24 protein-coding genes are annotated in these 24,782 nt (G+C 47.4%); 11 read left to right on the forward strand and 13 right to left on the reverse strand.

What is annotated here, in order from left to right:
- Positions 1-12 precede the first annotated feature (12 nt).
- Both recN and AAKU64_RS05485 read right to left on the reverse strand, forming a co-directional pair.
- The gene (gene recN, locus AAKU64_RS05480; protein ID WP_354361654.1) at positions 13-1,659 is read right to left on the reverse strand and encodes a DNA repair protein RecN; all 1,647 of its coding nucleotides are present in this window, start codon (positions 1,657-1,659) and stop codon (positions 13-15) included.
- Positions 1,660-1,758: 99 nt separating this feature from the next.
- Entirely contained in the window at positions 1,759-2,652 is an 894-nt protein-coding gene (locus AAKU64_RS05485; protein WP_322121382.1) for an NAD kinase, read from the reverse strand.
- A gap of 152 nt (positions 2,653-2,804) precedes the next feature.
- Here AAKU64_RS05485 and AAKU64_RS05490 point away from each other — a divergent pair, with 152 nt between their 5' ends.
- Entirely contained in the window at positions 2,805-3,506 is a 702-nt protein-coding gene (locus AAKU64_RS05490) for an HAD family hydrolase (RefSeq protein ID WP_354361656.1), read from the forward strand.
- A gap of 146 nt (positions 3,507-3,652) precedes the next feature.
- Here AAKU64_RS05490 and AAKU64_RS05495 read toward each other — a convergent pair whose 3' ends face one another.
- The 10 genes from AAKU64_RS05495 to AAKU64_RS05540 all read right to left on the reverse strand — a co-directional run bounded on the left by AAKU64_RS05495 (position 3,653) and on the right by AAKU64_RS05540 (position 13,467).
- The gene (locus AAKU64_RS05495) at positions 3,653-5,665 is read right to left on the reverse strand and encodes a S9 family peptidase (protein ID WP_354361657.1); all 2,013 of its coding nucleotides are present in this window, start codon (positions 5,663-5,665) and stop codon (positions 3,653-3,655) included.
- A 179-nt stretch (positions 5,666-5,844) separates the two neighbouring features.
- The gene (locus AAKU64_RS05500; protein ID WP_354361659.1) at positions 5,845-6,846 is read right to left on the reverse strand and encodes a CopD family protein; all 1,002 of its coding nucleotides are present in this window, start codon (positions 6,844-6,846) and stop codon (positions 5,845-5,847) included.
- Positions 6,847-7,221 carry a copper resistance CopC family protein gene (locus tag AAKU64_RS05505; protein ID WP_354361661.1) on the reverse strand — a complete coding sequence of 125 codons (375 nt, stop codon included), beginning with the start codon at positions 7,219-7,221 and terminating at the stop codon, positions 6,847-6,849.
- A 70-nt stretch (positions 7,222-7,291) separates the two neighbouring features.
- Entirely contained in the window at positions 7,292-8,731 is a 1,440-nt protein-coding gene (locus AAKU64_RS05510) for a multicopper oxidase family protein (RefSeq protein WP_354361663.1), read from the reverse strand.
- Between the two features lie 9 nt (positions 8,732-8,740).
- The gene (locus AAKU64_RS05515) at positions 8,741-10,249 is read right to left on the reverse strand and encodes a TolC family protein (protein ID WP_354361665.1); all 1,509 of its coding nucleotides are present in this window, start codon (positions 10,247-10,249) and stop codon (positions 8,741-8,743) included.
- Between the two features lie 160 nt (positions 10,250-10,409).
- On the reverse strand, positions 10,410-10,853 hold the full coding sequence (locus tag AAKU64_RS05520) for a hypothetical protein (protein WP_354361666.1): 444 nt from the start codon (positions 10,851-10,853) through the stop codon (positions 10,410-10,412).
- Between the two features lie 292 nt (positions 10,854-11,145).
- A complete protein-coding gene (gene arsH / locus AAKU64_RS05525; RefSeq protein WP_354361762.1) occupies positions 11,146-11,880 on the reverse strand; it encodes an arsenical resistance protein ArsH in 735 nt (244 codons plus the stop codon).
- Positions 11,849-12,286, reverse strand: coding sequence for an arsenate reductase (glutaredoxin) (arsC, locus tag AAKU64_RS05530; protein ID WP_354361668.1), 438 nt, complete (start codon positions 12,284-12,286; stop codon positions 11,849-11,851). The genes arsH and arsC overlap by 32 nt, the downstream gene beginning before the upstream one ends.
- 72 nt (positions 12,287-12,358) lie before the next feature.
- Positions 12,359-13,099, reverse strand: a complete 741-nt coding sequence (locus AAKU64_RS05535; protein ID WP_354331041.1) for an aquaporin — start codon at positions 13,097-13,099, stop codon at positions 12,359-12,361.
- On the reverse strand, positions 13,096-13,467 hold the full coding sequence (locus AAKU64_RS05540; protein ID WP_354331039.1) for an ArsR/SmtB family transcription factor: 372 nt from the start codon (positions 13,465-13,467) through the stop codon (positions 13,096-13,098). Before AAKU64_RS05540 ends, AAKU64_RS05535 begins: the two co-directional genes overlap by 4 nt.
- Positions 13,468-13,916: 449 nt before the next feature.
- On the opposite strand from AAKU64_RS05540, the gene hrcA reads away from it, so the two are divergent.
- Complete coding sequence (gene hrcA, locus AAKU64_RS05545) at positions 13,917-14,936, forward strand: heat-inducible transcriptional repressor HrcA (RefSeq protein ID WP_322121393.1); 1,020 nt, start codon at positions 13,917-13,919, stop codon at positions 14,934-14,936.
- Between the two features lie 39 nt (positions 14,937-14,975).
- Entirely contained in the window at positions 14,976-15,395 is a 420-nt protein-coding gene (locus AAKU64_RS05550) for a response regulator (protein ID WP_354361670.1), read from the forward strand.
- Positions 15,396-15,449: 54 nt separating this feature from the next.
- On the opposite strand, the gene fur is transcribed toward AAKU64_RS05550, so the two are convergent.
- Positions 15,450-15,887 (reverse strand): ferric iron uptake transcriptional regulator, encoded by a 438-nt coding sequence (gene fur, locus AAKU64_RS05555; protein ID WP_322121395.1) that lies wholly within the window; start codon positions 15,885-15,887, stop codon positions 15,450-15,452.
- 350 nt (positions 15,888-16,237) lie between these two features.
- On the opposite strand from fur, the gene AAKU64_RS05560 reads away from it, so the two are divergent.
- The 8 genes from AAKU64_RS05560 to AAKU64_RS05595 all read left to right on the forward strand — a co-directional run bounded on the left by AAKU64_RS05560 (position 16,238) and on the right by AAKU64_RS05595 (position 24,767).
- Positions 16,238-16,843 (forward strand): outer membrane protein assembly factor BamE, encoded by a 606-nt coding sequence (locus AAKU64_RS05560; protein WP_354361672.1) that lies wholly within the window; start codon positions 16,238-16,240, stop codon positions 16,841-16,843.
- A gap of 13 nt (positions 16,844-16,856) precedes the next feature.
- Complete coding sequence (dapB, locus tag AAKU64_RS05565) at positions 16,857-17,672, forward strand: 4-hydroxy-tetrahydrodipicolinate reductase (protein WP_354361674.1); 816 nt, start codon at positions 16,857-16,859, stop codon at positions 17,670-17,672.
- Between the two features lie 106 nt (positions 17,673-17,778).
- A complete protein-coding gene (locus AAKU64_RS05570) occupies positions 17,779-18,447 on the forward strand; it encodes a MotA/TolQ/ExbB proton channel family protein (RefSeq protein ID WP_354361676.1) in 669 nt (222 codons plus the stop codon).
- Between the two features lie 76 nt (positions 18,448-18,523).
- Complete coding sequence (locus tag AAKU64_RS05575; RefSeq protein WP_354361678.1) at positions 18,524-18,973, forward strand: ExbD/TolR family protein; 450 nt, start codon at positions 18,524-18,526, stop codon at positions 18,971-18,973.
- A 92-nt stretch (positions 18,974-19,065) separates the two neighbouring features.
- Positions 19,066-21,747 carry a leucine--tRNA ligase gene (gene leuS / locus AAKU64_RS05580; RefSeq protein ID WP_354361680.1) on the forward strand — a complete coding sequence of 894 codons (2,682 nt, stop codon included), beginning with the start codon at positions 19,066-19,068 and terminating at the stop codon, positions 21,745-21,747.
- Positions 21,748-21,764: 17 nt separating this feature from the next.
- A complete protein-coding gene (locus AAKU64_RS05585) occupies positions 21,765-22,325 on the forward strand; it encodes an LPS-assembly lipoprotein LptE (protein ID WP_354361682.1) in 561 nt (186 codons plus the stop codon).
- A gap of 3 nt (positions 22,326-22,328) precedes the next feature.
- Positions 22,329-23,345, forward strand: coding sequence for a DNA polymerase III subunit delta (holA, locus tag AAKU64_RS05590; protein ID WP_354361684.1), 1,017 nt, complete (start codon positions 22,329-22,331; stop codon positions 23,343-23,345).
- Between the two features lie 156 nt (positions 23,346-23,501).
- On the forward strand, positions 23,502-24,767 hold the full coding sequence (locus AAKU64_RS05595; protein WP_354361686.1) for a glutamate-5-semialdehyde dehydrogenase: 1,266 nt from the start codon (positions 23,502-23,504) through the stop codon (positions 24,765-24,767).
- Positions 24,768-24,782: the final 15 nt, after the last annotated feature.

Here is a 24,782-nt window from a genome sequence, read left to right on the forward strand (position 1 = left end):
AAGTGTTTTAAATTAAGATGCCAGTAATTCTCTGGCATGTTTGCGCGTCGTAGCGGTGATTTCTAGTCCGCCTAGCATACGGGCAATTTCTTCTACCCGTTGTTTGGAATCAAGCCTGGCGATCTGCGAATGGGTTTTGCCATCATTACTATTTTTGCTGACTTCAAAATGTTGATTGGCCTGACTGGCGACTTGCGGTAAATGGGTCACGCAAAGCACTTGCCGGTCTTGCCCTAAACGTTTTAGCAGACGCCCGACGACTTCTGCAACACCGCCACCGATGCCGCTATCCACCTCATCAAAAATCAGTGTCGGTGTGGCGGTCGCGCAAGAGGTGATGACCGAGATTGCCAGCGAAATTCTCGCTAGCTCGCCACCGGAGGCCACCTTCGCCAGCGATCTTGGTTGTACGCCGGCATGGCCCGCTACTTGAAATTCGATTTGTTCTAAGCCGTAACTGGCTGGTTCGCATTCAATTAAAGCGATCGCAAATGATCCGCCACTCATACTCAAATCTTGCATCGCTGTTGTCACTGCAGCGGACAATTCTTGGGCTGTCTTATGACGTGCTTTGGATAACTGCTGTGCATTTTTTTTGTAGGTGGCAAACGCTTTTTCTTCCTGCGCTTTGAGTGCCTGAATATCTGATGCATCTGCCAATTGAAGCAACTGTTCGGACAAGGTCGCAAACTCTAAATGTAAGGTCTCAGGCGTCACATGAAAGCGGCGCGCAGTGGAGTGAATAATTTCCATCCGCGCTTCTACCGCACGCAAGCGTGCCGGATCAAGTTCGATCCGGCTCAGATAATCATTTAATGCATAGCTGGTTTCTTGCAAATTGATACGGGCGGAATCCAGTACATCAATCACAGGTTGTAGAGCCGCATCGTAATCTAATAACTTCGATAATTTTTGTTGTAGTGAAGACAGCTGCGACAACATAGGATGATCGGATTCTGTGATTAGATCGGCGGCTTCTTGCGCACCTTCTAGCAGGCTGGCGGCATGTGCCAGACGGCTATGTTCATGGCTGATGCTTTCCCACTCGCCAGGCTGGATTTGCAGCTTATCGAGTTCTTTAACTTGCCATTCAAGACGTTCTTTTTCTAGCAAAACGTTTTTGGAGTCGCGTTCAAACTCCTCTCTTTGTTTGACCAGATTGCGCCAGGTTTTAAATAATTGTGCGACTTCTTGTGCGGATACTTGCAAGCCACCTTGCATATCCAGCAGCGCCCGTTGCGCATCACTTTTAAGTAAAGACTGGTGTGCATGCTGACCATGAATGTCGACTAATAAATCGCCCAGTTCACGTAACTGTCCTGCGGTAGCGGTGATGCCGTTGATATAGGCTTTGGAGCGACCGGCATTGTCGATCACCCGACGCAAAATGAGTTGATTGTCGTCATTAGCAAAGTCATGCTCCGTCAGCCATAGAGATGAATTGGCGTCTAAAGAGAATTCTGCACAGATATCGGCACGAGCGGCACCTTCACGCACCATACTGGCATCGCCACGTCCGCCTAAAGAGAGGCTGAGGGCATCAATCAATATGGATTTACCAGCACCAGTCTCGCCAGTAAACACCGTGAAACCAGCAGAAAAATCGAGTTCTATCGCATCGACGATAACAAAATCACGGATAGCAAGCGTGCGCAGCATAAGGGGATTCGGTGTAAAAAAGAGATAACAAGAGGTGGAATGAATGCAAAAAATGCGCTGCTATCAACCGATAGCTGGTGTCGTTCTACGCTGGCTATTTTAACGTAAAGCGCCCTCTACTGACGGGTACTCATTCCAATGCAATTTTTGCCGCAAGGTGTCGTAATAGTTCCAGCCTTTTGGATGTAAAAAGGTGACTGTATGAGCGGATCGCTGGATCACGATTCTGTCTTTGTAGATCAGGCTAGCGAAGGATTGCATATCAAAATTGACGCTGATATCTCGTCCGGCGACGATTTCAATTACGATCTCGCTGGAATCCGGCAACACTATCGGGCGATTGGACAGGGCATGCGGCGCAATCGGCACCATCACAATGCCGCTCAGGCTAGGATGCAACAATGGTCCACCGGCCGAGAGCGCATAGGCCGTTGAGCCTGTAGGGGTAGAAACGATCAGACCGTCGGAGCGCTGGTTGTACATAAAATGCTGATCAACGTCGACCCGCAATTCCACCATGCCAGACCCAGTGCCACGCGATACCACAACATCATTAAATGCCATTCCGCTAAAAATCTGCTCGCCGTCACGGATCACAATACCTTGTAGCAAACTACGTTTTTCGGATTCGTAATTACCTTCCAGCATTTCTGTAATGACGGGCAGCATGCGGTCCAGCGGGATATCGGTAATAAAACCAAGTCGTCCCTGATTGATACCGATTAGCGGCACATTGTAGGGGGCAAGCTGGCGGGCGATCCCTAGCATCGTGCCATCGCCACCGAGGACAATCGCGGCGTCAGCATTTTTTCCGATATCAGGTACCGACAGCACGCTAAAACCTTCCACCGAGATATTTTGTGCAGTCTCTTCGTCGAATACGACAGTGTGACCGGCCTGGCCTAAAAAATCGGCTAGCTCAGTCAAGGATTCGATAATGCCTGCGGCGTTATATTTGCCTATCAGTGCGATGGTTTTAGACGAGGAGGTCATAAAGGTTGGTAATGTGAGCACGGATGACGGAATGACTCAGATTAGACCATAATTGCGTTTGATTTGGATATTCCAAATAGCGACAAGCTGTTGCGATCCGCTGTAATCCGTTGGAATCGGGCAAAAATCACAAAAATAGATGAGAAGCGAAGATGAGTAGTCCTAAGATTAAAGCGGTGCTGTTCGATTTAGACGATACCTTGTGGCCCGTCGCACCAGTGATTCAATATGCCGAGGCGAGCTTATACCAGTGGATGATGTTTAATACGCCAGAAGTAGCGCAACATTATTCGATTGACCGCATGCGCAGTTATCGTGAAAAACTGGTCAAAACCAATCCGCGCTTCCAATATGATTTGTGGTCGCTGCGCCACGCTTTATTGTCGAAGTTATTCCTGGAATTTAAAGTTGATGTGACAAAGGCAGATGAGGCCATGGCAGTCTTTGCCGATGCGCGTAATAAAGTCAGCTTATATGATGATGTGGTGCCAGGTTTGCAGGCATTGAGCAAACGGGTTGAACTGGGGTCCATTTCTAATGGCTTTGCCGATTTGCATGTCATTGGACTGGCCCCACATTTCAAAGTTTCGCTCGCCGCCCACAAGTTTGGCTGCGCCAAGCCCGATCCAAGAATCTTTAGTGCTGCATGCAATGCGTTAGATTTGCCGCCAGAACAGGTGATGTATGTCGGCGATGATTTACTATTGGACGTGGAAGGGGCGCAGCGCGCCGGTATGCAAGGCGTCTGGATGAACCGCCACCAAGTCGCACAAGACAAGCCACATCATGCACATATTAAGCCAGATGCCGTGGTAGCGAGTGTGCATGATGTGCTAGCGATGTTTTTGGCTTGAGCGTATTGACCCGATGTTTGGATCAAAATGCTGCGCATCTAAAAAAACTTAACCACTATATTTTGATAGTTGAGTAGTTCGACTCGATCTGATAGTCGCCGATATAAAGGTAATCAGCGATTAGATCGAGCGCTCATTCACCTATATTATTTACCAATATTGGCGTCTAAAAAGTGGTCTACTTTGTTCCAAAAATCTAATCGGTTTTTGACCAATCCCCAGCCATGACCTTCCTCAACATATTCAATCCACTCAACTGATGAGTTTGTCTTGCGGACGGCAGCTAAGAAGTCTTTCCCATGAGCGATAGGAACACGTCTGTCCGATCCACCATAAGCAAGTAGCAGCGGTTGCCGAATACGATCTGCTATTTCAACTGGTGAAGTTTCTTTTAGTTGGGCTGCGTCTTTTACTTTGTCGCCAATTAATACAGGCATACCGTAGTTCTGCCATTGAGCGTCGGCATCGCTATTCCAGTTTGACTGGTACATTAAGTTTAAATCCGTTACACCAACCCAATTCACGCCACAACGAAATAATTCTGGATTTTTTGCTAGTCCCATTAGCACCGCATATCCGCCATAACTAGCCCCAGCGATACAGATACGTTTCGGATCGGCGATTCCTTGTTGTATCGCCCATTTTGTACCATCGGCGATATCATCTTGCATAGCAAGGCCCCATTGTTTCCAGCCTGCTCTGAAATGTTTATATCCGTAACCGGTACTACCACGGAATTCTGGCTGCAATACCGCATAGCCTTTAGACGCTAAAAACTGTACTTCCGGATCCCAGCCCCAGTTTACTCCCCGAACAAACGGACCGCCATGCACTAAAACCACCATGGGTAAATTTTTATTGGCTTTGCCTTGAGGCAGTGTTAAATAAGCCGGAATTTCTAAGCCATCTCTTGCTTTATATCGCACCATATCTTGTGCCGCCATTTTCTTTGATTCTATGTCTGGATGTTTTCCTCCAATTAAATCTAACTCCTTACTTTTTATATCGTAAATTAAAAATGTCGCTGGTTGCACATCTGAGTAGGATCGTATTAGTACAATCTGACTCACTCCATTCCTTGAGATGGATACGTCGTTGATGGTGTTTGGCAATAAAGTATCGATTGACGCTTGAATTTTTTTCATTTCTTCATCAAACCAGATCGTTGACGAAGCATCGTTTTCATAACGGACACCCAACAATTTTTTCTTGGAAAAATCAAAAATCATTGAACCGGCAAAATCGTAACCAGCAATTGAAACCACGGGATTAGGATCAATAGCATTCTTCTCTAAATCAAAACGATATAAAGCACTTGTGTCATGACCGTTTCGAGCGGTCACATATAATGATCCATCCGGACCGAAAGAAAATGGCGTGAAGCTGCCTTCTTTGAAGGTGTTGAATTGAGATAATTGACGCCACTTTTCTGTTTTAGGATCGAGATAGTAAATAGTGCTGATACCCTCGTTTGTAGTTATATTGATGCGCGGAGTACCAAATTGATCAATTAGCCATTCTTTGCTATCCCCAGGTCTTGTTATGTGCTCTGCAGCCCCGGTTGTTGTATCGAGTCGTATGAGCGACAATGCTTTTAAATCATAAACAGCATCCCAAACTGGATGTATAACAAATACGCTATTTGATCCATTACTAAAATCGACGGAAAAATAATAATTGTCTGCACGCAAAATCCGGCTTTTAATATTACTTCCAGTGGTAAATTCTTCGCCCCAAACCCGATCAACTAAAGTTTTTGCTCCTGATCCATCACGGTTTATCGCATACAAACCTGGGAAAAATCGATTGTCACCGATGCCTACATTCTTATCCCCAGTGCTAAATACCAACCTGTCATTATTTACCCAGTGAAATTCTTCAATATCAGCATTGCTGAAACCACTAATAATTTTGGACGATTTTGTCGCTAGATCTACGACCGCTAATTGCATACGACCACTTTTTGTTGCAACTAATACCCCCAGATATTTTCCGTCTGGCGATAGGGCGGCTTTATCTAATTTTGGATTTTCAAAAAAAATGTCAACAGAGGTTTGTTCTGCGCCAGCTCGTGAATTTGATGCTGCTGAAAATAAAATGACGCCAATTATCGCAATAGTAAAAACTAATTTACTCCGGCCAATGAAATTACTAATCATAACTTTTGATTTGATGTTTTGAAAAAGAAATCAATGATAGCCGAGGATAAATAATGTTTTTATGTAAAGTTAATTTATTTTCACAACACTGCAAATTAAGATCAATAGTGTCGTTAATCAGTAACGAAATATATTGGAATTTGGCGCTATTAATCAAGCTACTAACTTAGCTATCCGCACTAACTAGCCGATGGTGGCGAAGTCGAACTGAGTATCGCCGCAACAAAAATGACGATCAAAAAAATGATCGCTTCTGCTTGCAGTATTAAAGCAAACCGCCGCTCTGTCGGATGTTGCTTAGATTTTTCTAGTGCCTGCAGCAAATCAGGCATCACATAAAAACGGTTATATCCGCCTAGCGCTGCGGCACCAATTACCAGTGCAATTTTAAATAGCAGAGTAATGCCGTACGCACTGTCTGTGATTGCGCTGACACTGTTGACGTCACCTAGCCCTCGCCATACGTTTAGGCCACCGGTTATAAAAATGCCGACTAACCCCCAGCTAGCAGAGTGCGACAGTACAGTGACATAACTAATGCAATCGCGTCGGTGATCTTGCAGCGAGCCTACCGGTTTGGCGAGCACGCTCAATCCCGCGATCAGTACTTCTCCAACCCATAAGCTGACCAATAGCAGATGCACCCAATCGATCATCACTGACCAGGTGAAATCACCGGATATCACCGCATGACTAACGACACTGCGGCTGTAAGCAAATACTCCGATGCAGATTGCGAGGATGATTTGTTGAGTCCGTAAATGCTGATGAGATGTCGTTAGTTTCGATAGGAATATATTGATAAAAACGACCATGACCAAGGCGGAAGCGCCGACCAAATAAGCGTGTCCAAAATGGGTACTGCTTGCCAGTGCGATGCCGGCATCCCACGATGCTAGTAGCGGCAGTTCAACCATAACTGCAGCTTCTATCCACAGTACGCCGGTACTGGCGATTAGTGTGATGATTGTTGAGATTGTCAGGATGCGCTGCAAGCGTGACGCAGCAGTAAGTGCCCAGGATGATGGTTGCCTTGTTAATCCCGCAAGGCTCTTCCGGTTGCCTCCCCAGCTAAGCCCAGAGCTAAGCCAGACTTGTGACGCCAGCGCGCCAAGCATAATCGCAAATGCCAGATTTAACGCCCAGGTAGCCAGATGCTGTATCACTCCTATTTCTGCCACTTACTTCACCTTAAAGCTAAATGTGCCTTTGGTTTTATGACCGTCTTGCGTCATGACTGTCCATTGCACCTGATAGTCTCCTGCGGACAAGTTGGGTACAGCAACCGAGATGATTTTAGGATTGGTTTTATCAATGATACTTTTGTCTAAAGCCAGCGCGTTTTTTTTGGCATCTAGCAATTTTATTTTGCTGAATGTCTCTTCCAGATTTTCATTAAACTGGATACGGATTTCTTTTGGTGACTGATCTAGCACCTCGGCCGCTTTCGGTGATGACGATTCCAGTTTGCCATGCGCATGCGCGTGCAGCGAGGTAAGTCCTGCCAACAACAAAAAGCTTGTGGCTACTAATTTTTTGATGTTTCTTGAGTTCATATTGAGTCCTGATGACGGATGATTAAGGATAACAAAATAGGGATAACTAAGTGAGGACAACCAAGATATGTTAAGGATGATGCATATGTCCCTCAGGCTTACGGATTTGTACTTCAATCTCTTTTTCAGGCTTGATGTTTTCTGGCGCCGCTTGAGTCCCTTCTGGTGAAAGACGTTTTGCCTCAGGTAGCGCACCCGCCCACTCAAATGCGACCGTACCTTTGGGATGCTGATACCAGCCCGGATCTTTATAGTCGCCCACAGCTTGATTTTTACGTACTTTGACGACGCTAAACATACCACCCATATCGACAGAACCAAATGGGCCGTCGCCCGTCATCATCGGTGCGGTGTTATCCGGTAGTGGCATTTGCATCTGGGCCATATCCGCCATACCACTGTCGCCCATTGCCATGTATGCGGGAATTAAATCGGTAATTTCCTTAGCGACTTTGGCGTGATCAACGCCGATCATGGTCGGTACGGTATGCCCCATAGCATTCATGGTGTGATGCGATTTGTGGCAATGAAAAGCCCAATCACCTTCTTCATTGGCGACAAATTCGATCTGACGCATTTGCCCTACCGCGATATCGGTAGTGACTTCTGGCCAGCGTGCTGTTTTTGGGATCGCTCCGCCATCGGTACCGGTGACCTGGAACTCATGTCCGTGGATATGAATCGGATGATTTGTCATCGTCAGATTGCCGATGCGTATCCGCACCTTGTCATTTTTGCGCACGACCAAGGGATCAATGCCGGGGAAAATCCGGCTATTCCAGCTCCATAAATTAAAGTCCAACATCGTCATAATCTTGGGCGTATAAGCACCGGGATCAATGTCGTAGGCATTCAACAGAAATACAAAATCACGATCAACCTCATCGATTAACGGATGTTTCGTTTTGGGATGGGTAATCCAAAATCCCATCATGCCCATCGCCATTTGCACCATTTCGTCGGCATGCGGGTGATACATAAAGGTGCCGGGACGACGTGCCACAAACTCATAGACAAAGGTTTTTCCGGGCTGAATTGACGGCTGGGTCAGACCAGATATACCATCCATCCCATTGGGCAAGCGTTGCCCATGCCAATGCACGCTGGTATGTTCTGGCAAACGATTCGTCACAAAAATCCTTACCCGGTCGCCTTCAACGACTTCGATCGTTGGGCCCGGCGATTGACCGTTATAACCCCATAGATGTGCTTTAAAGCCGGGTGCCATTTCACGTACGACTGGCTCTGCGACTAGATGGAATTCTTTGACACCCTGATTCATCCGCCAAGGCAGCGTCCATCCATTGAGTGTCACCACCGGGTTGTAGGGCCTGCCCGTAGTCGGGTGTAGTGGCGGCATGGTATCTGGTGTGATTTGTGTGGCTGGTTCGGGCAATGCGGCCATGGCCACTTTGCTCACAGAAGCGCCGGTAACTGCGGCGGCGATGGTGCCTGCCACAGCGCCAGCCATCGTACCCATACCACTTAAAAAATGTCGACGATTGGTCATAATAATTCCTTAGTGTTCTGCGGCAGAACCGGAGACAGAGATCATTGTGGATTGTGATGAAGTCATGCTGGGCTTGCCAGTCATGCTCATCTCCAGGTCTGCTTGTGCAAGCCAAAATTCTTTGAGCGCATCGATCGCGCTATTGACGCTGGTAATTTGTGAGCGCGCATCGGCCAGCAGATCAAATACGCTGATAAACATGCCGTTATAGCGGAGTTGATTCTCTTGTGAAATACGTTTTTTTAAGGGAACGACCTCATCCCGATAATGCCTGGCGATGTCATAACTGGCGCGATAATTAGCATAGGCTTCCCTGATTTCAGAGCGGGCTTCCAAAGCAGTCTGGCTGGCTTGATTGACTGCCTGCATGTAGAGCGCCTCGGCTTTGGCAGTGCGTGCAGTGCCCCAGTCAAATAGTGGCAACTCTAGGCGTACTTCATAACCATGTTGCGTTGCTTGTTGGTTGGAGGTATTTCGTACGCCGCCGAGCTCCAGTACGTTGATAAAGCGGGTAACTTTATTCAAGCCCAAACTCTCTGCTAACTGCTGCGTATTCAGCTTAGCTGCCTGCACATCCAGTCGTTGGACAACAAGCTGGTTGATTACCGTTGCTTCTTCATCCGGTTCAGTCTTGATATCAGTCAGAGCCAAAACATCGGGAAGATCAGGTAAGCGCTCAGGTAGTTTGAAACTCGTTACGCCAGTATTTTCCTCACTGAATTGATCTATTCCAAGCAGGCGAATCAAACGCTCACGACTGCGGATGCGGGCTTGATCAGCACGCGCCAGATTCAACGCTGTGTCGGAATAAAAGCTGAGTTCACGTGCCTCTTGCAGGGCATTAAAGTTGCCCGCTGCTTTCATGCGTTTGGCCAGTTCTGCGCCGGCTTCGGCAGATCTTTTGACTTGTTGAAGATAGCGTACGGACTCTTCTGCTGCCACCGCGATGAAGTAGGCTTTACGGGTTTCTGCCACCAGGTTCAGCATATCCATCATGACTTGACGCTGGGTTTGCTCAAAGCGATGACGCTCCATTTTGCTAGTGAGTGGCATCGCAATCAAGCGGGCAATATTGAAGCTGATACCCCGATCAAATTCAACTTCATCACCGCGTCGCAAGCGGCTAAAGCTGAAACCAGGATTGCTCATGCGACCTGCCTGTACCAGATCAGATTCAGCAATGCCCAACGTATCAAATGAGGCCTGCAAGCCTTTGTTATTCAGCAGCGCGAGTTGCACTGCTGCGTCAACCGTTAATGCTTCAGCGAGTAATTCTTTATTGCGGTCGTTGACTTGCTGCCGGTCTACATCACTTTTAATCCACTGCACGTTTTTATGCAGTTTGTCGGTAGCTGTTTGTTGTACAACAGCGAAGCCACCGTCCTGGCTAAATGAGGCGCAGGCAGAGAGCGTGATGCACGCCGTAAATGCCGAGCAGAGTTTTATGTAGCGGCGCGATCGCTTTGGTAATAGATAAATAATGTCCCAATATGCATAGGACGATTTTTGGTAATTCATGCGATACCTCTTGGTTAGCCATCCAGCGAATGGTAGAAATTCCCATTGATGGAGACAGAAAAAAGTAGATTAACTATGGCTTATAGTTTTGGGCTTGCAGCATGCGAGTGCTGACACTGTATGACCGCAATGACAAATTGCGGACGCGACAAGACACTGCTTAAGCGAAAAATCGAGGAGGGCGTTCTGGAGCGTTGGTAATAAATCCAACGTGGGAGATAGTTTGAAAAGCGATACGTTCAGATGCTGCTGCATTGACTTGCGGTTTGATCGCATCACTCAGAATCACAGCACCGACACAGCAAGCGGCGCAGGCACTGCATTTATGCTTGACCGATAGATTGGTGTCGCTACTGTGGTGGCTATGGCTATTATTGCCGGCTGCATTACTCACTGTATTGTTCACCTGATCGCTCAGCATATCGTGATGCATTTCATCATGCATGACTCGCTGATCTGATGGACTTGCGTGTTGTCGCATTGGGTGTGATGGGTTCATATGATGCTGACTGCCGCACATCAGCATAGAGGCCGCCGCGAACCCTTGCAGCGGGATCGCAATCATCAATATCCATAATAAGAATAGTCTGACGGGCTTTTTCATATGTCGACGATTATAGCGGGAAAATACGCTAGCGGACATCGCGCCAGTGTTGATGCGACTCCATTTGGTTTCTGTTTTGATCTACGTTTTGATCTCAGTCCGCTACACAATTGCCTATGGGTTATTAATATACTGTCATATGTATATATGGAGTGTCCATATAAAGTCTGGGCAATAAGAGATATTTTATAAAAAATAGGGGGAGTATATTTTTTTACGTAAGAATGTAGTGCTGGATGATTTTGCCGTATGTCGGTTAATTCAGATGGACGTCACGTTTTCTAATCGGTATTTATATCGATCCTTGGTTCACACGTTTGGGCAAAGCCTCGGCACTCTCTTTACGTTCGCTGTACCGATCCACCAGATACGGTGCGACATCGCGTGTCAGCAGCGTGAACTTCATCAACTCTTCCATCACATCCACTACACGGTCGTAATACGCTGATGGCTTCATCCGTCCCGCATCGTCGAATTCTAAAAATGCTTTGGCGATTGATGATTGATTGGGTATCGTCAGCATTCGCATCCAGCGACCCAAAATGCGCAACTGATTGACAGCATTGAACGATTGCGATCCGCCGGAGACTTCCATGACTGCCAGCGTTTTACCCTGTGTCGGACGCACAGCGCCGATTGACAGAGGAATCCAGTCTATCTGCGCTTTCATAATCCCGGTCATCGCGCCATGGCGTTCTGGCGAGCACCAGACCATGCCTTCCGCCCACAAAGATAAATCACGTAACTCTTTGACCTTGGGATGATCCTCCGGCGCGCCGTCCGGCAAAGGCAAACCTTGTGGATCGAACACGCGTACCTCACCGCCCATCGCTTCTAACAAACGAGCCGCCTCCAGCGTCAGTAATTTGCTATACGAGCGCTCGCGTAGCGAACCATACAGCAGCAAAAAACGCGGCGCATGTGTGGCAGGCGCTGCGGGTCTTAACTGTGTATTGTCAGGTACTGCAAATAAGTCCTGATCCAGATTAGGCAGATCATTTAGCTTGGACACGGCGAACCTCGTTATCAATCAATTCGATCACTTTTTCGCCATCTTCTTTGACGAATTCACCCAGTTGCGGTAACGGTAAAATATCTAACACCAGTTCCGACGGTCTGCATAGTTTCGTCCCCATCGGGCTTACAACAATCGGGCGGTTGATCAGGATGGGATGCTTCAGCATAAAGTTGATTAGCTCATCGTCAGTCCATTTGCTGTCGTCCAATTTGAGCTCTTCGTACGGAGTCCCTTTTTGTCGTAGCAAGTCACGCACCGGGATGCCCATGGCCGCAATTAACTCCAGCAATTTATCGCGACTTGGCGGCGTGATCAGGTATTCAATGACCTCTGGCTCGACACCAGTATTGCGGATTAAGGCCAGCGTATTGCGCGAGGTGCCGCATTTGGGATTGTGATAAATCGTGATCGTCATGGAAGTCCGCCTAGGTAATTAAGTAATTAAGTAATAGTTAGCTTAAAAAATATTGAGAGTAGCCGGAATGATTTAAGCAAAATCGTTGGGCGCAAGCTTGCTTGCTATGCTTTTTACTTCTGACAGCGGTGCTGGATAAAGCCAGCAAAATAGTAAAGTCGCAGCGGCCGCACCTAGCAACTGGGCAGCGATAAAGCCCGGCGTATCTGCCGGTCTGATTCCTGCAAAGGTATTGCTGGAGGCGCGCGCTAGAGTTACTGCTGGATTGGCAAACGATGTCGAGGAGGTGAACCAATATGCTGCTGTGATGTAAGTGGCGACGGCAAATGGCGTCAAACTTGGCTTGCTGCGCGAGCAGCCGATGATGGTGGCAATTAAGCCAAAAGTCGCAACAAACTCACTCCACCACTGGCCAGCACCGGTTCGTACATGTGTTGATGCAAAAAATAATGGATCATCAAACATGTAATGTGCAGCTGCCACACCCGCAAATGCCCCAACAATTTGAACGGCGATATAAGCTAACAATTCTGATGAGGGCAAATTTTTTTGCCATGCTTCGGATAGGCTGACTACCGGATTAAAATGCGCACCGGAGACCGCGCCAAACATCAAAATCAAGGCAACTAAACCAGTCCCGGTCGCTATCGCATTCGCCAGCAGAGCGATTGCAATATTGCCAGCGGACAAGCGTTCGGCCATGATGCCAGAGCCGATCACAATCGCGAGCAAAAACGCCGTACCCAGACCTTCGGCGACCAGACGTCGGGATAAGTTCGCTTTGATCCGATTATTAGCGGAGATTTGGGTCATAGGTTTGCAGTACTGCCGTGATTATTCTCTCGCTCGGTGACTTGCTGATCCACCGGTGCGCAGGTCGCGTTTGGAGAGCAAGGATTTCCGCCACAACAGTTTTCCGTCAAAAAGCCGATCAGATCATTCATCACCGTAAAATTGGCGGCGTAAATCATAAATCGCCCATCTTGTTGCACCGTAATCAAACCGGCATGCATCAGCTCTTTTAGATGAAAGGATAAAGACGATGGCGCAATGCCAAGGAGTTCGCTGATTTTGCTGGCGATGACGCCGCTGGGGCCACTTTGGACTAGCAAGCGGAAGATCGCCAGGCGGGAATCTTGGGCAATCGCGGCGAGGGCGCTAACAGCTTGTTTAGTTTCCATATTTAATTCCCCTTGTTTTAACCCAGATTTTCCATCAGACCGCTACCACTTCGCAAAAAACGCAGACGGCGTGCGGTCTTCAGAGGGATAACACCACCGCGATTTGAGTGCGAGCGCTACAGCGACAATTGCACCTTTGGCGAACTGCCTGGCGTTGTTGCTCCTCCTAGCAAGATTCAGCTTGCGTCGTCGTCGCGTCTAGCCAGTCAGTCCGCCAAAGGCGCACTTGCCGCTGTTCCAATGGGAAATCTGGGTTTAATTTTCTATTTTATTTCAATAATTCTATATTAATTGAAATATTAAAGTAAACAGATTTTATGAAGATGTATCGAGGGAAAATTTGAGAATTGCATTAAAAGCACCAAATAATAAGCGTCTTGCTTCATTGCAAGCGAATATGGGTTTATATTTGTATGTCATTGATTACAACGCTCGCATAGAATACCAACATGCAACTCGATATTCGCGCACAAACATTACTTAAAGCTCTGGTAGAACGCTACATCGCTGATGGTCAGCCGGTGGGTTCGCGGGCGCTTTCAAAAATTTCTGGACTGGAGTTATCTCCGGCCACCATTCGTAATGTGATGGCAGATCTGGAAGAAATGGGCTTTGTCGCCAGCCCGCATACGTCGGCTGGACGGATTCCGACCCCGCGCGGGTACCGCGTGTTTGTGGACAAACTACTGACCGTGCAGGAATTTGATGGCACTGCGCTGGAGTCGCGTATGCAAGCGAGCGTGTTTTCTAATTCCCCACAAAAAATTATTTCTAACGCGGCTCAGGTGTTGTCGTCGCTATCGCAATTTGCAGGTGTAGTCATGACCCCGCGGCATGAATCAACATTTCAGCAAGTCGAGTTTTTACGCTTATCTGAAAAGCGGATTTTGCTAGTCGTGGTTGCGCCCAATGGTGAGGTGCATAACCGCTTGCTGCTGACCGATGTTGATTACAACTCCTCGCAATTGGTGCAGGCCGCGAATTATCTGAATCAAAATTTTGGTGGATTGAGTTTTGAAGATGCTCGCTTACGTATCAACACTGAATTACGCCAATTGCAAAACGATATGACGCGCCTAATGCAAGCGGCGGTCGAAGCAGGCAGTGATGCGATGTCAGATCAGTCGGACGAGGTTGTGATTTCAGGCGAGCGCAATTTGCTCAATGTGCAGGACTTGTCGAATAATATGACTTCTTTGCGTAAGTTATTTGATATGTTCGAGCAAAAAACCGGGCTGATGCAATTGCTGGATGTGTCTAGTAAAGCGACAGGGGTACAAATTTTTATCGGAGGCGAATCGCAACTCGTACCGATGGATGAAATGAGTATTGTCACTGCGCCTTATGGCGTGAACGGTAAAATTGTAGGCACGCTTGGGGTGATAGGGCCAACTCGTATGGCTTATGAACGTGTTATTCCTATTGTTGATATCACTGCAAAGCTACTCTCAAATGCGCTAAGTCAATAGCCGATATCCAGTATCCAAACTCCAAATAGTGAGGTTGTTATGAACAACAAAAATATCTCTGTTTTAATTGTTGACGACAATGATATGACTCGTGAGGTTTTACGGGTAGTACTGCGCAGCGAGGGTTATAACGTCGTTGGCGATGCTTCTGATGGTGGGTCGGGTTTGGAAATGGCGATCAAACTCAATCCGCAAATTATTCTATTGGATGTAGTTATGCCTAAAATCGGCGGCTTAGAAATATTGCCAAAAATGAAGGAGGCATTGCCAAATGCGATGATTTTGATGGTGACTGCGAATAAAGATCAAGCCACGGTGACGGAGGCTGTTAAAGCCGGTATTCACGGCTATATCGTAAAACCTTTTAATTCACAGCGAGTGATTGATGCAGTGGCAGGGGTAGTAGAAAAAATTCGTAAGCAAAGTGCTAGCAGCGAAAATACCAGTAGCGACGTTTGAGTACGAATTTGATCAGTAAATATCAGTAGAAGCTGATACTTGTGTTCTCATTTTTTATGATTTGCGATTTCTGTGTTCGCAATTTTGTTTGGTGCAATGACCATACATCGCTAGCGAATGTTCAGCAATAGTAAAGCCACGCTCCAGTGCAACGGCATGTTGTTGCTTCTCAATTTGCTCGTCATAGAACTCTTCTACCAAACCGCAGTCCAAACAGACCAAATGGTCGTGATGCGAACCTTCGTTTAGTTCAAAGATGGCTTTGCCGGTTTCAAAATGATTGCGATTTAACAATCCGGCTTGTTCGAACTGCGTTAAAACCCGATATACCGTCGCTAAACCGACATCCATATTTTCATTCAGCAGAATTTTATAAACATCTTCCGCTGTCAGATGGCGAACTGGGCTACTTTGGAAAATTTCTAAAATTTTCAGCCTTGGCAAAGTCGCTTTCAGGCCGCTGGATTTGAGATTGGGAGTGGTATTCGTCATGTTTTCGGTCAAAAAGAGTGTATCTGCTTTATGATATCGGGTTTAGAGCTTAACTCAAAGTGAATCTCAGCATAATCCCGGCGTAACTTCAGGGTGGTTTTTTGGGGTTTTAATCGACGTATATTAAGCTTGCATCAGTGAGTAATTTCATTATGCTGCGTTGTCCTAAGATTATCTCGCGCTGTATTTGTGTTCTTTGTGTAGGCTCTCACTTAAGTTGCCACCTAAGTTACTACCCAAGTAACGCCAAAGTTAAACGTAATAAATTAGTAAGTAAGATTGATATAAGCTGTTTGAATTAATTATTTTTTGCAAACTGTACACCGTTGCACATCACATTGAGGTTATTTATGCGATTGTTGTTTTCTGAAGTATCCCGAGGTACCGCGCAAGGCTTGACTGCTCTCGCTTTGGCGTTTGGTGTAGTTGGTGTCTCTGGCTGCGCTATGCTCAATCCTATGGTGGATACACCGCCAGTGACCAAGCTCCCTAGTTCCACTGACTCCGCAGTGACGGATACTGGTAACAAAGACGGCGCCAAACTCAATTCTGCTGATGGCGCACAAAAAACGACGCCAACCGGTGTATCCAAATTTTTAGGTTATATCTCGCCTTACCGGATTACGATTCAGCAAGGTAACTTTGTCTCGCAAGAGATGGTATCGCAACTCAAAGAAGGCATGACCCGTGAGCAAGTCCGATTTTTGCTGGGCACGGCATTATTGACCGATATGTTCCACGAAGACCGCTGGGACTACCCGTTCCGTTTATTAAAGCCGAACGGCGAATTACTCACCAGCCGTGTGGCGGTATTTTTTAAGAACAATACTGTGCAACGTTTTGAGGGGGGTAATTTGCCCAACGAAAAAGACTACTTAGCCAATATTACGACTTCTGCAATTGGTGTGAGAGCTGAATCTTCTATCCTGACGACGGATAAAGATAAGAAAAAATAATCAAGGTATTCCGATGACAGTATTAAAAATCGCCGTGACTGGTGCATCTGGTCGCATGGGTAAAATGTTGATCGAGACCATCACTGCGGCAGATGATGTTGCACTGGTCGGCGCACTGGATTTGCCTGGATCGCCTGCTTTGGGTGCTGATGCCGGTGCCAGTTTAGGCAAGCCAGTTGGCGTTTTAATTGAGTCTGATTTGTCGACGGCTTTGGCAGATGCTGATTGTCTGATCGACTTTACCCGTACTGAAGGCACCTTAACGCATCTGGCTTACTGCGCGGAACATGGCATTAAGATGGTTATTGGTACGACTGGTTTTGATGACGAAGGTAAAGCAGCGATTGCTGCTGCAGCGCAAAAAACGGCGATTGTATTTGCGCCGAACATGAGTGTCGGCGTGAATGTGACGTTGAAGTTGTTAGAAATGGCAGCCAAGAATTTTGCGCAAGGCTACGATATAGAAATTATCGAAGCACACCACCGTCATAAAGTTGATGCGCCCTCCGGTACCGCATTAAAAATGGGCGAAGTCATCGCAAGTACATTAGGTCGTGATTTGAACGAAGTCGGCGTGTTCGCGCGTGAAGGCGTTACAGGCGAACGTGACCCTTCTTCGATCGGCTTTGCTACCATTCGTGGCGGCGATATTGTCGGCGACCATACAGTGATGTTCGCAGGGATTGGTGAGCGGGTAGAAATCAGCCATAAATCTTCTAGCAGGATTAATTACGCCCACGGCAGTTTGCGCGCAGCACGGTTTTTGGCTGATAAGAAAACTGGTTTATACGATATGTTTGATGTTCTGGGTTTGAATTCAGTAGTTTAGAAAATACAGAAATCACAAAGCTCATACTTATTTACGAATTCATTTACCAATTCATTTACCAACTCATTCGCTAATTCATTCACCAACGATTTCTCTAACGAGCCCTATGATTTTTGATTACTGGTCACAAGTTGATGAAATAAGCCACGCAGTAGCTTATTTTTTGATGGCAATGTCTCTCGTTAGCTGGTTCATTATTTTTTATAAAACCTGGTCGTTTTGGCGCGTACGCAAAACCGCGCCAGTTGTTGAGTCTTTTTGGAAAGCGCCAAACATCAATGACGCGCTTAGCCTGATCAGTCATGCTGATAGCGAAGACATCTATGCTTCTCTGGCGAGAAAAAGTATGGCGGCTGCGGACCTGAAACTCTCTACAGAACCAGCACGCGCTAGCGCAGGACTTAACACTAATTCTGCTTTAAGCGACATTCTTACCCGGGTTTTGCGACAAGAATTAAACCGTGTTACGGTCAAACTGGAATCTGGTTTAAGCATTTTGGCCTCCATCGGGGCGACCGCACCTTTTGTCGGTTTGCTCGGCACGGTGTGGGGCATTTTTCATGCGCTGACGACGATTGCAAATAATGGTGCTGTGCAGATCGCGCAAGTAGCTGGTCCGGTCGGCGAGGCATTAATCATGACGGCATTGGGTTTGATGGTGGCAATTCCTGCGGTATTGGCCTATAACGCTTTTAACCGTATGAACCGTATTACCATGGCAGAGCTAGATGCTTTTGCGCATGATCTGCATGCACACCTTAGTCCGCGCGTATAAGAGCGCAACTCGGCTAACGTCAGCAACAAACCAACCACAAGCTTACCAACGTAGTAAATAAAAATCTCAACGCATTATGGCCTTCGGTAAATTCAATCAGGCAAGTGACTCGGCAGCAAAAACACCGGCTGCTATGGCGGATATCAATGTCACACCGATGGTGGATGTCATGTTGGTATTGCTGGTGATTTTTATCATTACCGCCCCTTTGATGACACAAGCTATCAAGCTTGAATTACCTACTGCAAAATCAAATACGGCCCCCCAATTGCCAAACAACATCACTATCTCATTTGACTCTCAAGGCGTTTTATATTGGGATAAACAGGTCATTACTTTTACAGATTTAAACGTAAAATTAGCAAAAGCAGCACAAAAATTACCGCAGCCAGAATTGCAATTGCGTGCCGATAAAGCAACTCGCTACGAGATCATTGCCCAAGTGATGGCTGCAGCTCAAGAACAAGGTTTGGGTAAAATTGGTTTTGTGACTGAGCAGCCAGGCCAACCACTCGATCAAAAGTAATCTACAGCACTATCCTTAATCAGGATGCCATCTGAACCAGTTATAATCAAAGGTTCAAAAGATCCCCTCGCATTTAGAAAATATAGCCCGCCATGCAAGAAAAATACAGCTCAGTTTATAAACCAGCCGACATTGAGCAATCTGCGCAATCCCATTGGAAAAAAATAGACGCTTACAAAGCGGTGGAGAACGATCCACGTTTTCCAAAAGGGAAGTACTACGCTTGTTCTATGCTGCCTTATCCATCAGGTAAATTGCACATGGGGCACGTGCGCAATTACACGATCAACGACATGCTGGCGCGCCAATTGCGCATGAGTGGATATAACGTTTTGATGCCTATGGGCTGGGATGCTTTTGGTTTGCCAGCAGAAAATGCCGCGATCAAAAATAAGGTGCCGCCTGCCAAATGGACTTACGACAATATCGCCTACATGAAGACCCAGATGCAAGCGATGGGTCTGGCGATTGACTGGTCACGCGAAGTCGCAACTTGCTCGCCTGAATATTACAAATGGAATCAATGGTTGTTCCTGAAAATGCTGGAAGCTGGCATTTGCGAACGCCGTACACAGGTAGTAAATTGGGACCCGATTGATCAGACTGTGCTCGCTAATGAACAGGTGATCGACGGGCGCGGCTGGCGCTCCGGCGCCCTGGTCGAGAAGCGTGAAATCCCTGGCTATTATCTGAACATTACTGATTACGCCGAAGAATTGTTGTCTGCCGTAGCCAACCCAGAAGATCCGAATTATTTGTCCGGTTGGCCAGAGCGCGTGCGCCTGATGCAGGAAAACTGGATAGGTAAATCCGAAGGTGTACGTTTTGCCTTCACACATGACATCAAGGACGCCACCGGCGCGTTGATTCAGGACGGCAAGATGTACGTGTTTACGACCCGTGCCGATACCATCATAGGCGTGACCTTTTGTGCGGTGGCACCGGAGCATCCGTTGGCAATTCATGCTGCTGCCAGTAATCCCAGACTCGCTGCCTTCATCGAAGAATGCAAAAAAGGCGGTACGACCGAAGCAGAAGTTGCAGTGCGTGAAAAAGAAGGGCAGCCAACGGGACTGTTCGTCACGCATCCGTTGACAGGCGCGCAAGTTGAAGTTTGGGTCGGTAACTATGTGTTGATGAGTTACGGCGATGGCGCGGTCATGGGCGTGCCTGCGCATGACGAGCGGGACTTTATTTTTGCGAAAAAATATAATCTGCCGATTAAACAAGTAGTCGCTGTAGAAGGTGAAACCTACTCCACCGATGCATGGGCAGAATGGTATGGCGACAAGCAACGTGGCTTGACCATTAACAGCGGAGACTCTAACGTTGACCTAAATGGATTGACCTGTAGACAGGCGGTCAGCAAAGTCGCTGAATTAATGTCAGCCAAAGACTTAGGCGAAAAGAAAACGACCTGGCGCTTGCGCGACTGGGGTATCAGCCGTCAACGTTATTGGGGGACGCCTATCCCTATTATCCATTGCGATGCTTGTGGTGTGGTGCCAGTACCGGAAAAAGATTTACCCGTTGTATTACCAGAAGATTGCATTCCTGATGGCTCAGGCAATCCGCTAAATAAACGCTTAGATTTCTTGCATGTTGATTGCCCAAGTTGCGGCAAGCCAGCCAAGCGCGAAACCGACACCATGGATACCTTCGTTGATAGTTCTTGGTATTTCATGCGTTATTGCGATGCCAGCAATGATCAGGCCATGGTTGCGGAAGGTAGTAAATACTGGATGCCGATGGATCAATATATCGGCGGTATCGAACACGCGATTTTGCATTTGCTGTATGCGCGCTTCTGGACCAAGGTCATGCGTGACCTGAAGTTGATCGATGCCCACGAACCGTTCGCTAAATTACTGACGCAAGGCATGGTCTTGAAGGGCGCATTTTTCCAAAAACCGGACGGCGCAGGCAAGAATTATTTCTGGGAAGAAGAAGTCAACGTCATCACCAATGAGCAAGGTCAGATCACTGGCGGAACTTTGAAGTCGGATGGGTCCGCACTCGAATACGAGATGACCACCATGTCTAAATCCAAGAGTAATGGTGTCGATCCGCAAGAACTCATTAATCAATACGGTGCAGACACAGCACGTTTGTTTGTGATGTTTGCCTCGCCACCTGAGCAGACCTTGGAGTGGAATGACTCCGGTGTTGAGGGTGCGCATCGCTTCTTGCGCCGGGTCTGGACTTTCGGTTTTAAAAATGCTGAATTATTGCGCCGGACAAGTTCAGTCAGTGTGGATTTGAGTTCGGACTTAAGTGCTGACAGCAAAACGCTACGCCGCGAAGTACATATGATCTTGCGCCAGGTAAGCTATGACTACGAACGTATGCAATACAACACGGTCGTGTCCGGCGCGATGAAATTATTGAATACGATCGAAGCCTTTAAGCAAGAAGGTGCTGGTCATGCAGCGGTTTTGAGTGAAGCCTTTGGTGTCTTGTTGCGTGTTTTATATCCGGCATGCCCGCACTTGACCCATGTCTTGTGGGAAGAGTTGGGTTATGCCGCTTCTTTCACCGATATTCTCAATACGCCTTGGCCCCAAGTCGACGAAGCGGCTTTGGTACAAACAGAAATCGAAATGATGATCCAGGTCAACGGAAAGCTGCGCGGTAGTATCACGGTAGCCAAAGATGCGGATAAAGCGACGATAGAAGCTTTAGCCTTGGCGAATGAGAGTGTGCAACGTTTTGTTGAGGGTGCGCCGAAAAAGATCATTATCGTACCGGGTAAATTAGTCAATATCGTTCCTTAATATAGACGGGTAATTTTATGATCGTTAATTCGAAAGCGGGCGATATGCGTAATGAGAAAGACTCTAAAACAAGGTCTGATTGGATGCGGAAATTGCTAGCCTTTTTCAGCATCGCGTCACTTGCTGTAATTTTGTCCGCCTGCGGCTTTGCGTTGCGTGGTCCGGTGACTTTTCCGTTCTCTAGTATTTATATTAGCTTGCCAGATACGTCACCGCTTGGTGGTGAGTTGCGGCGAAATATCCGTGCCAATGGTAATACCGTGATTTTTAACGATGCCAGAAGCGCCGATGTGGCATTAGAAGTTTTGGCAGAAACACGCGAGAAAGTGATCTTGTCTTTGAATAGCCAAGGCCGTGCACGCGAATACAATTTGTTGTACACATTTAAATTCCGTGTGCGCGACAAGGCTGGTAAAGAATTGTTAGAGCCAACCAGCATCCCACTCAAGCGCAATATCACGTTCAACGAATCCGCAGTCTTGGCGAAAGAGTCTGAAGAAGCTCTGTTATACCGTGATATGCAAAGCGATTTGGTGCAGCAAATCATGCGTCGCCTCGCCGTACTGAAGATGGAATAGCGTATGCAATTGCGCTTTGATGCGATCGATGCTCACCTGACTAAATCACTGGCGCCTTTGTACGTCATCACCAGTGATGAGCATTTGTTGGCATTAGAAACTGCGGACAAAATCCGTCGTGTTGCTAAAACACAGGGATTTCTGGAAAGAGAAATTTTAACCGTAGAGCGTAGTTTTAAATGGGGCGCTCTGCTGGCAGCAAATCAATCGCAATCCTTGTTCGGCGATAAAAAGCTTATTGATTTGCGGCTACCCACCGGCAAGCCAGGCAAAGACGGCGGCGCTGCACTACAAGAATATGTCAAGCATTTATCCCCCGATAATCTGACCCTGATTACCTTGCCAAAACTCGACTGGGCGACGCAAAAGGTAGCCTGGGTGACGAGCTTGCAGCAGGCGGCGGTGTATATCGACATCCCGCTGGTGGAACGGGCACAACTGCCTAATTGGATATCCTTGCGTTTATCTGCACAAGGGCAAAGCGCTGATCGGCCTAGTCTGGACTTTATCGCGGACAGAGTAGAGGGTAACTTGCTCGCCGCACATCAAGAGATTCAAAAACTCGCTTTGTTGCACCCCCAAGGCAAACTAGGTTTTGAGCAAATACACGACGCTGTTTTAAACGTCGCACGCTACGATGTGTTTAAAGTCAATGAAGCCATGTTGGCTGGCAACGTCGCCAGACTGGTGCGCATGCTAGAAGGTCTGAAGGGCGAGGGCGAGGCCTTGCCGCTGGTACTATGGGCAGTTGCCGAAGAGATCCGGACTTTGCTTAAACTCAAGTCTGGGATGGCACAAGGCAAGTCGCTTGGCATGCTGCTGAAGGAATTTCGTATTTGGGGTCCGCGTGAAAAGCTGATGGAGCCTGCGCTACGCCGGGTGAGTTTAGCGACCTTAGAGGCGGCGCTGCAAGAGGCAGCGCAAGTCGATAAGATGGTCAAAGGTTTGCGCGCCAAGGCATTTGCCGGTGACGCCTGGGATGCCTTGCTGCAATTAGGTCTACGTGTTGCCCGCGCATAGGATAAATACGTGAAAATAGGGGGGTATGTCGAATAAATGGCATTAATGTCCTTATTATATTTGGACGTTAAAATATACAGTAGGTAGTATATATTCCCTCTTAAGCCACTTGTAGAGCACAAGCAGACATAGACATACTGAATTTAAAGAATTGATATGGATATCAAAACCTACATGAAAGACCTTGGCATACGCGCCCGTAAAGCGTCGCGTGCCATGGCCAAAGCAAATACGGCTGCAAAGAATCAGGCATTGTTATTGATTGCCGCGGCGATCCGGCGCGACGCAGTGATTTTGCGGGCAGCCAATGAGCTCGATCTTGCTGCCGCCCGCAAAAATGGGATGGAAGCAGCGATGCTGGATCGTCTGACCTTATCCGACAAAGCCATCGCCACCATGGCAGAGGGACTGGAGCAAATCGTCAGTCTGTCAGACCCGATAGGCGAAATCTTGAATATGAAATTCCGCCCGACTGGGATTCAGGTTGGACAGATGCGCGTGCCGTTGGGCGTGATTGGTATTATTTATGAAGCCAGACCAAACGTTACAGTCGACGCGGCAGGCTTATGCATTAAAAGTGGTAATGCCACAATTTTGCGCGGCGGTTCTGAGGCAATTCACTGCAATCAGGCACTGGCACAATTGGTCAAAGAAGGTTTAGCCGGTGCCGGTTTGCCGTCCGACGCCGTTCAGGTAGTTGAGACTACCGACCGTGCTGCGGTGGGCGAGCTGATCACCATGCCAGAGTATGTTGATGTCATTGTTCCACGCGGTGGCAAAGGTTTGATCGAGCGCTTAACGCGTGAATCCAAAGTGCCGATGATCAAACATCTGGACGGCATTTGCCATGTGTATATCGACGATAAAGCAGATATACAAAAGGCGCTGGACATTGCATTCAACGCTAAATGCCATCGCTATGGCACTTGCAATACGATGGAAACCTTATTGGTGGCGCAAGCTATTGCAGCGCAGGTATTGCCCGCCTTAGCCAAACTGTATGCCACCAAACAAGTCGAATTACGTTGCGACCCTGCTGCCGCAGCAATACTCAGCGACTATCCTCATTTGGCTGCTGCGATTGAAGAGGACTGGAGCACAGAATATCTGGCCGCGATTCTTGCTGTTAAAGTAGTTCAAGATATGGATGAGGCGATTGAACACATCAATCACTATTCATCGCAACATACTGAGTCCATCGTGACGGAAGATTACACGCGCGCCATGCGCTTTCTGCGTGAGGTTGATTCAGCCTCGGTCATGGTCAATGCATCGACCCGTTTTGCAGATGGCTTTGAATATGGCTTAGGTGCAGAAATCGGCATCTCTAACGATAAACTACATGCACGTGGACCAGTGGGATTAGAAGGTCTGACTTCACTGAAGTATGTGGTATTTGGTAATGGCGAAGTTCGTCAATAATAAGTAACAGGAGAA

The sequence above is a fragment of the Undibacterium sp. GrIS 1.8 genome, from assembly GCF_040544445.1.
GTDB lineage: Bacteria > Pseudomonadota > Gammaproteobacteria > Burkholderiales > Burkholderiaceae_D > Undibacterium.

Bases quoted from the DNA above. Each gene is read 5' to 3' on its own strand.
- AAKU64_RS05535 (WP_354331041.1), bottom strand. From the start codon at position 13,099: ATGACCCAAATCTCCGCTAATAATCGGATCAAAGCGAACTTATCCCGA.
- AAKU64_RS05485 (WP_322121382.1), bottom strand. From the start codon at position 2,652: ATGACCTCCTCGTCTAAAACCATCGCACTGATAGGCAAATATAACGCC.
- arsC (WP_354361668.1), bottom strand. From the start codon at position 12,286: ATGACGATCACGATTTATCACAATCCCAAATGCGGCACCTCGCGCAAT.
- recN (WP_354361654.1), bottom strand. From the start codon at position 1,659: ATGCTGCGCACGCTTGCTATCCGTGATTTTGTTATCGTCGATGCGATA.
- hrcA (WP_322121393.1), top strand. From the start codon at position 13,917: ATGCAACTCGATATTCGCGCACAAACATTACTTAAAGCTCTGGTAGAA.
- dapB (WP_354361674.1), top strand. From the start codon at position 16,857: ATGACAGTATTAAAAATCGCCGTGACTGGTGCATCTGGTCGCATGGGT.
- AAKU64_RS05515 (WP_354361665.1), bottom strand. From the start codon at position 10,249: ATGAATTACCAAAAATCGTCCTATGCATATTGGGACATTATTTATCTA.
- AAKU64_RS05560 (WP_354361672.1), top strand. From the start codon at position 16,238: ATGCGATTGTTGTTTTCTGAAGTATCCCGAGGTACCGCGCAAGGCTTG.
- AAKU64_RS05595 (WP_354361686.1), top strand. From the start codon at position 23,502: ATGGATATCAAAACCTACATGAAAGACCTTGGCATACGCGCCCGTAAA.
- AAKU64_RS05585 (WP_354361682.1), top strand. From the start codon at position 21,765: ATGATCGTTAATTCGAAAGCGGGCGATATGCGTAATGAGAAAGACTCT.
- holA (WP_354361684.1), top strand. From the start codon at position 22,329: ATGCAATTGCGCTTTGATGCGATCGATGCTCACCTGACTAAATCACTG.
- AAKU64_RS05575 (WP_354361678.1), top strand. From the start codon at position 18,524: ATGGCCTTCGGTAAATTCAATCAGGCAAGTGACTCGGCAGCAAAAACA.
- AAKU64_RS05490 (WP_354361656.1), top strand. From the start codon at position 2,805: ATGAGTAGTCCTAAGATTAAAGCGGTGCTGTTCGATTTAGACGATACC.
- AAKU64_RS05495 (WP_354361657.1), bottom strand. From the start codon at position 5,665: ATGATTAGTAATTTCATTGGCCGGAGTAAATTAGTTTTTACTATTGCG.
- AAKU64_RS05505 (WP_354361661.1), bottom strand. From the start codon at position 7,221: ATGAACTCAAGAAACATCAAAAAATTAGTAGCCACAAGCTTTTTGTTG.
- AAKU64_RS05570 (WP_354361676.1), top strand. From the start codon at position 17,779: ATGATTTTTGATTACTGGTCACAAGTTGATGAAATAAGCCACGCAGTA.
- AAKU64_RS05550 (WP_354361670.1), top strand. From the start codon at position 14,976: ATGAACAACAAAAATATCTCTGTTTTAATTGTTGACGACAATGATATG.
- AAKU64_RS05520 (WP_354361666.1), bottom strand. From the start codon at position 10,853: ATGAAAAAGCCCGTCAGACTATTCTTATTATGGATATTGATGATTGCG.
- AAKU64_RS05540 (WP_354331039.1), bottom strand. From the start codon at position 13,467: ATGGAAACTAAACAAGCTGTTAGCGCCCTCGCCGCGATTGCCCAAGAT.
- leuS (WP_354361680.1), top strand. From the start codon at position 19,066: ATGCAAGAAAAATACAGCTCAGTTTATAAACCAGCCGACATTGAGCAA.
- fur (WP_322121395.1), bottom strand. From the start codon at position 15,887: ATGACGAATACCACTCCCAATCTCAAATCCAGCGGCCTGAAAGCGACT.
- AAKU64_RS05510 (WP_354361663.1), bottom strand. From the start codon at position 8,731: ATGACCAATCGTCGACATTTTTTAAGTGGTATGGGTACGATGGCTGGC.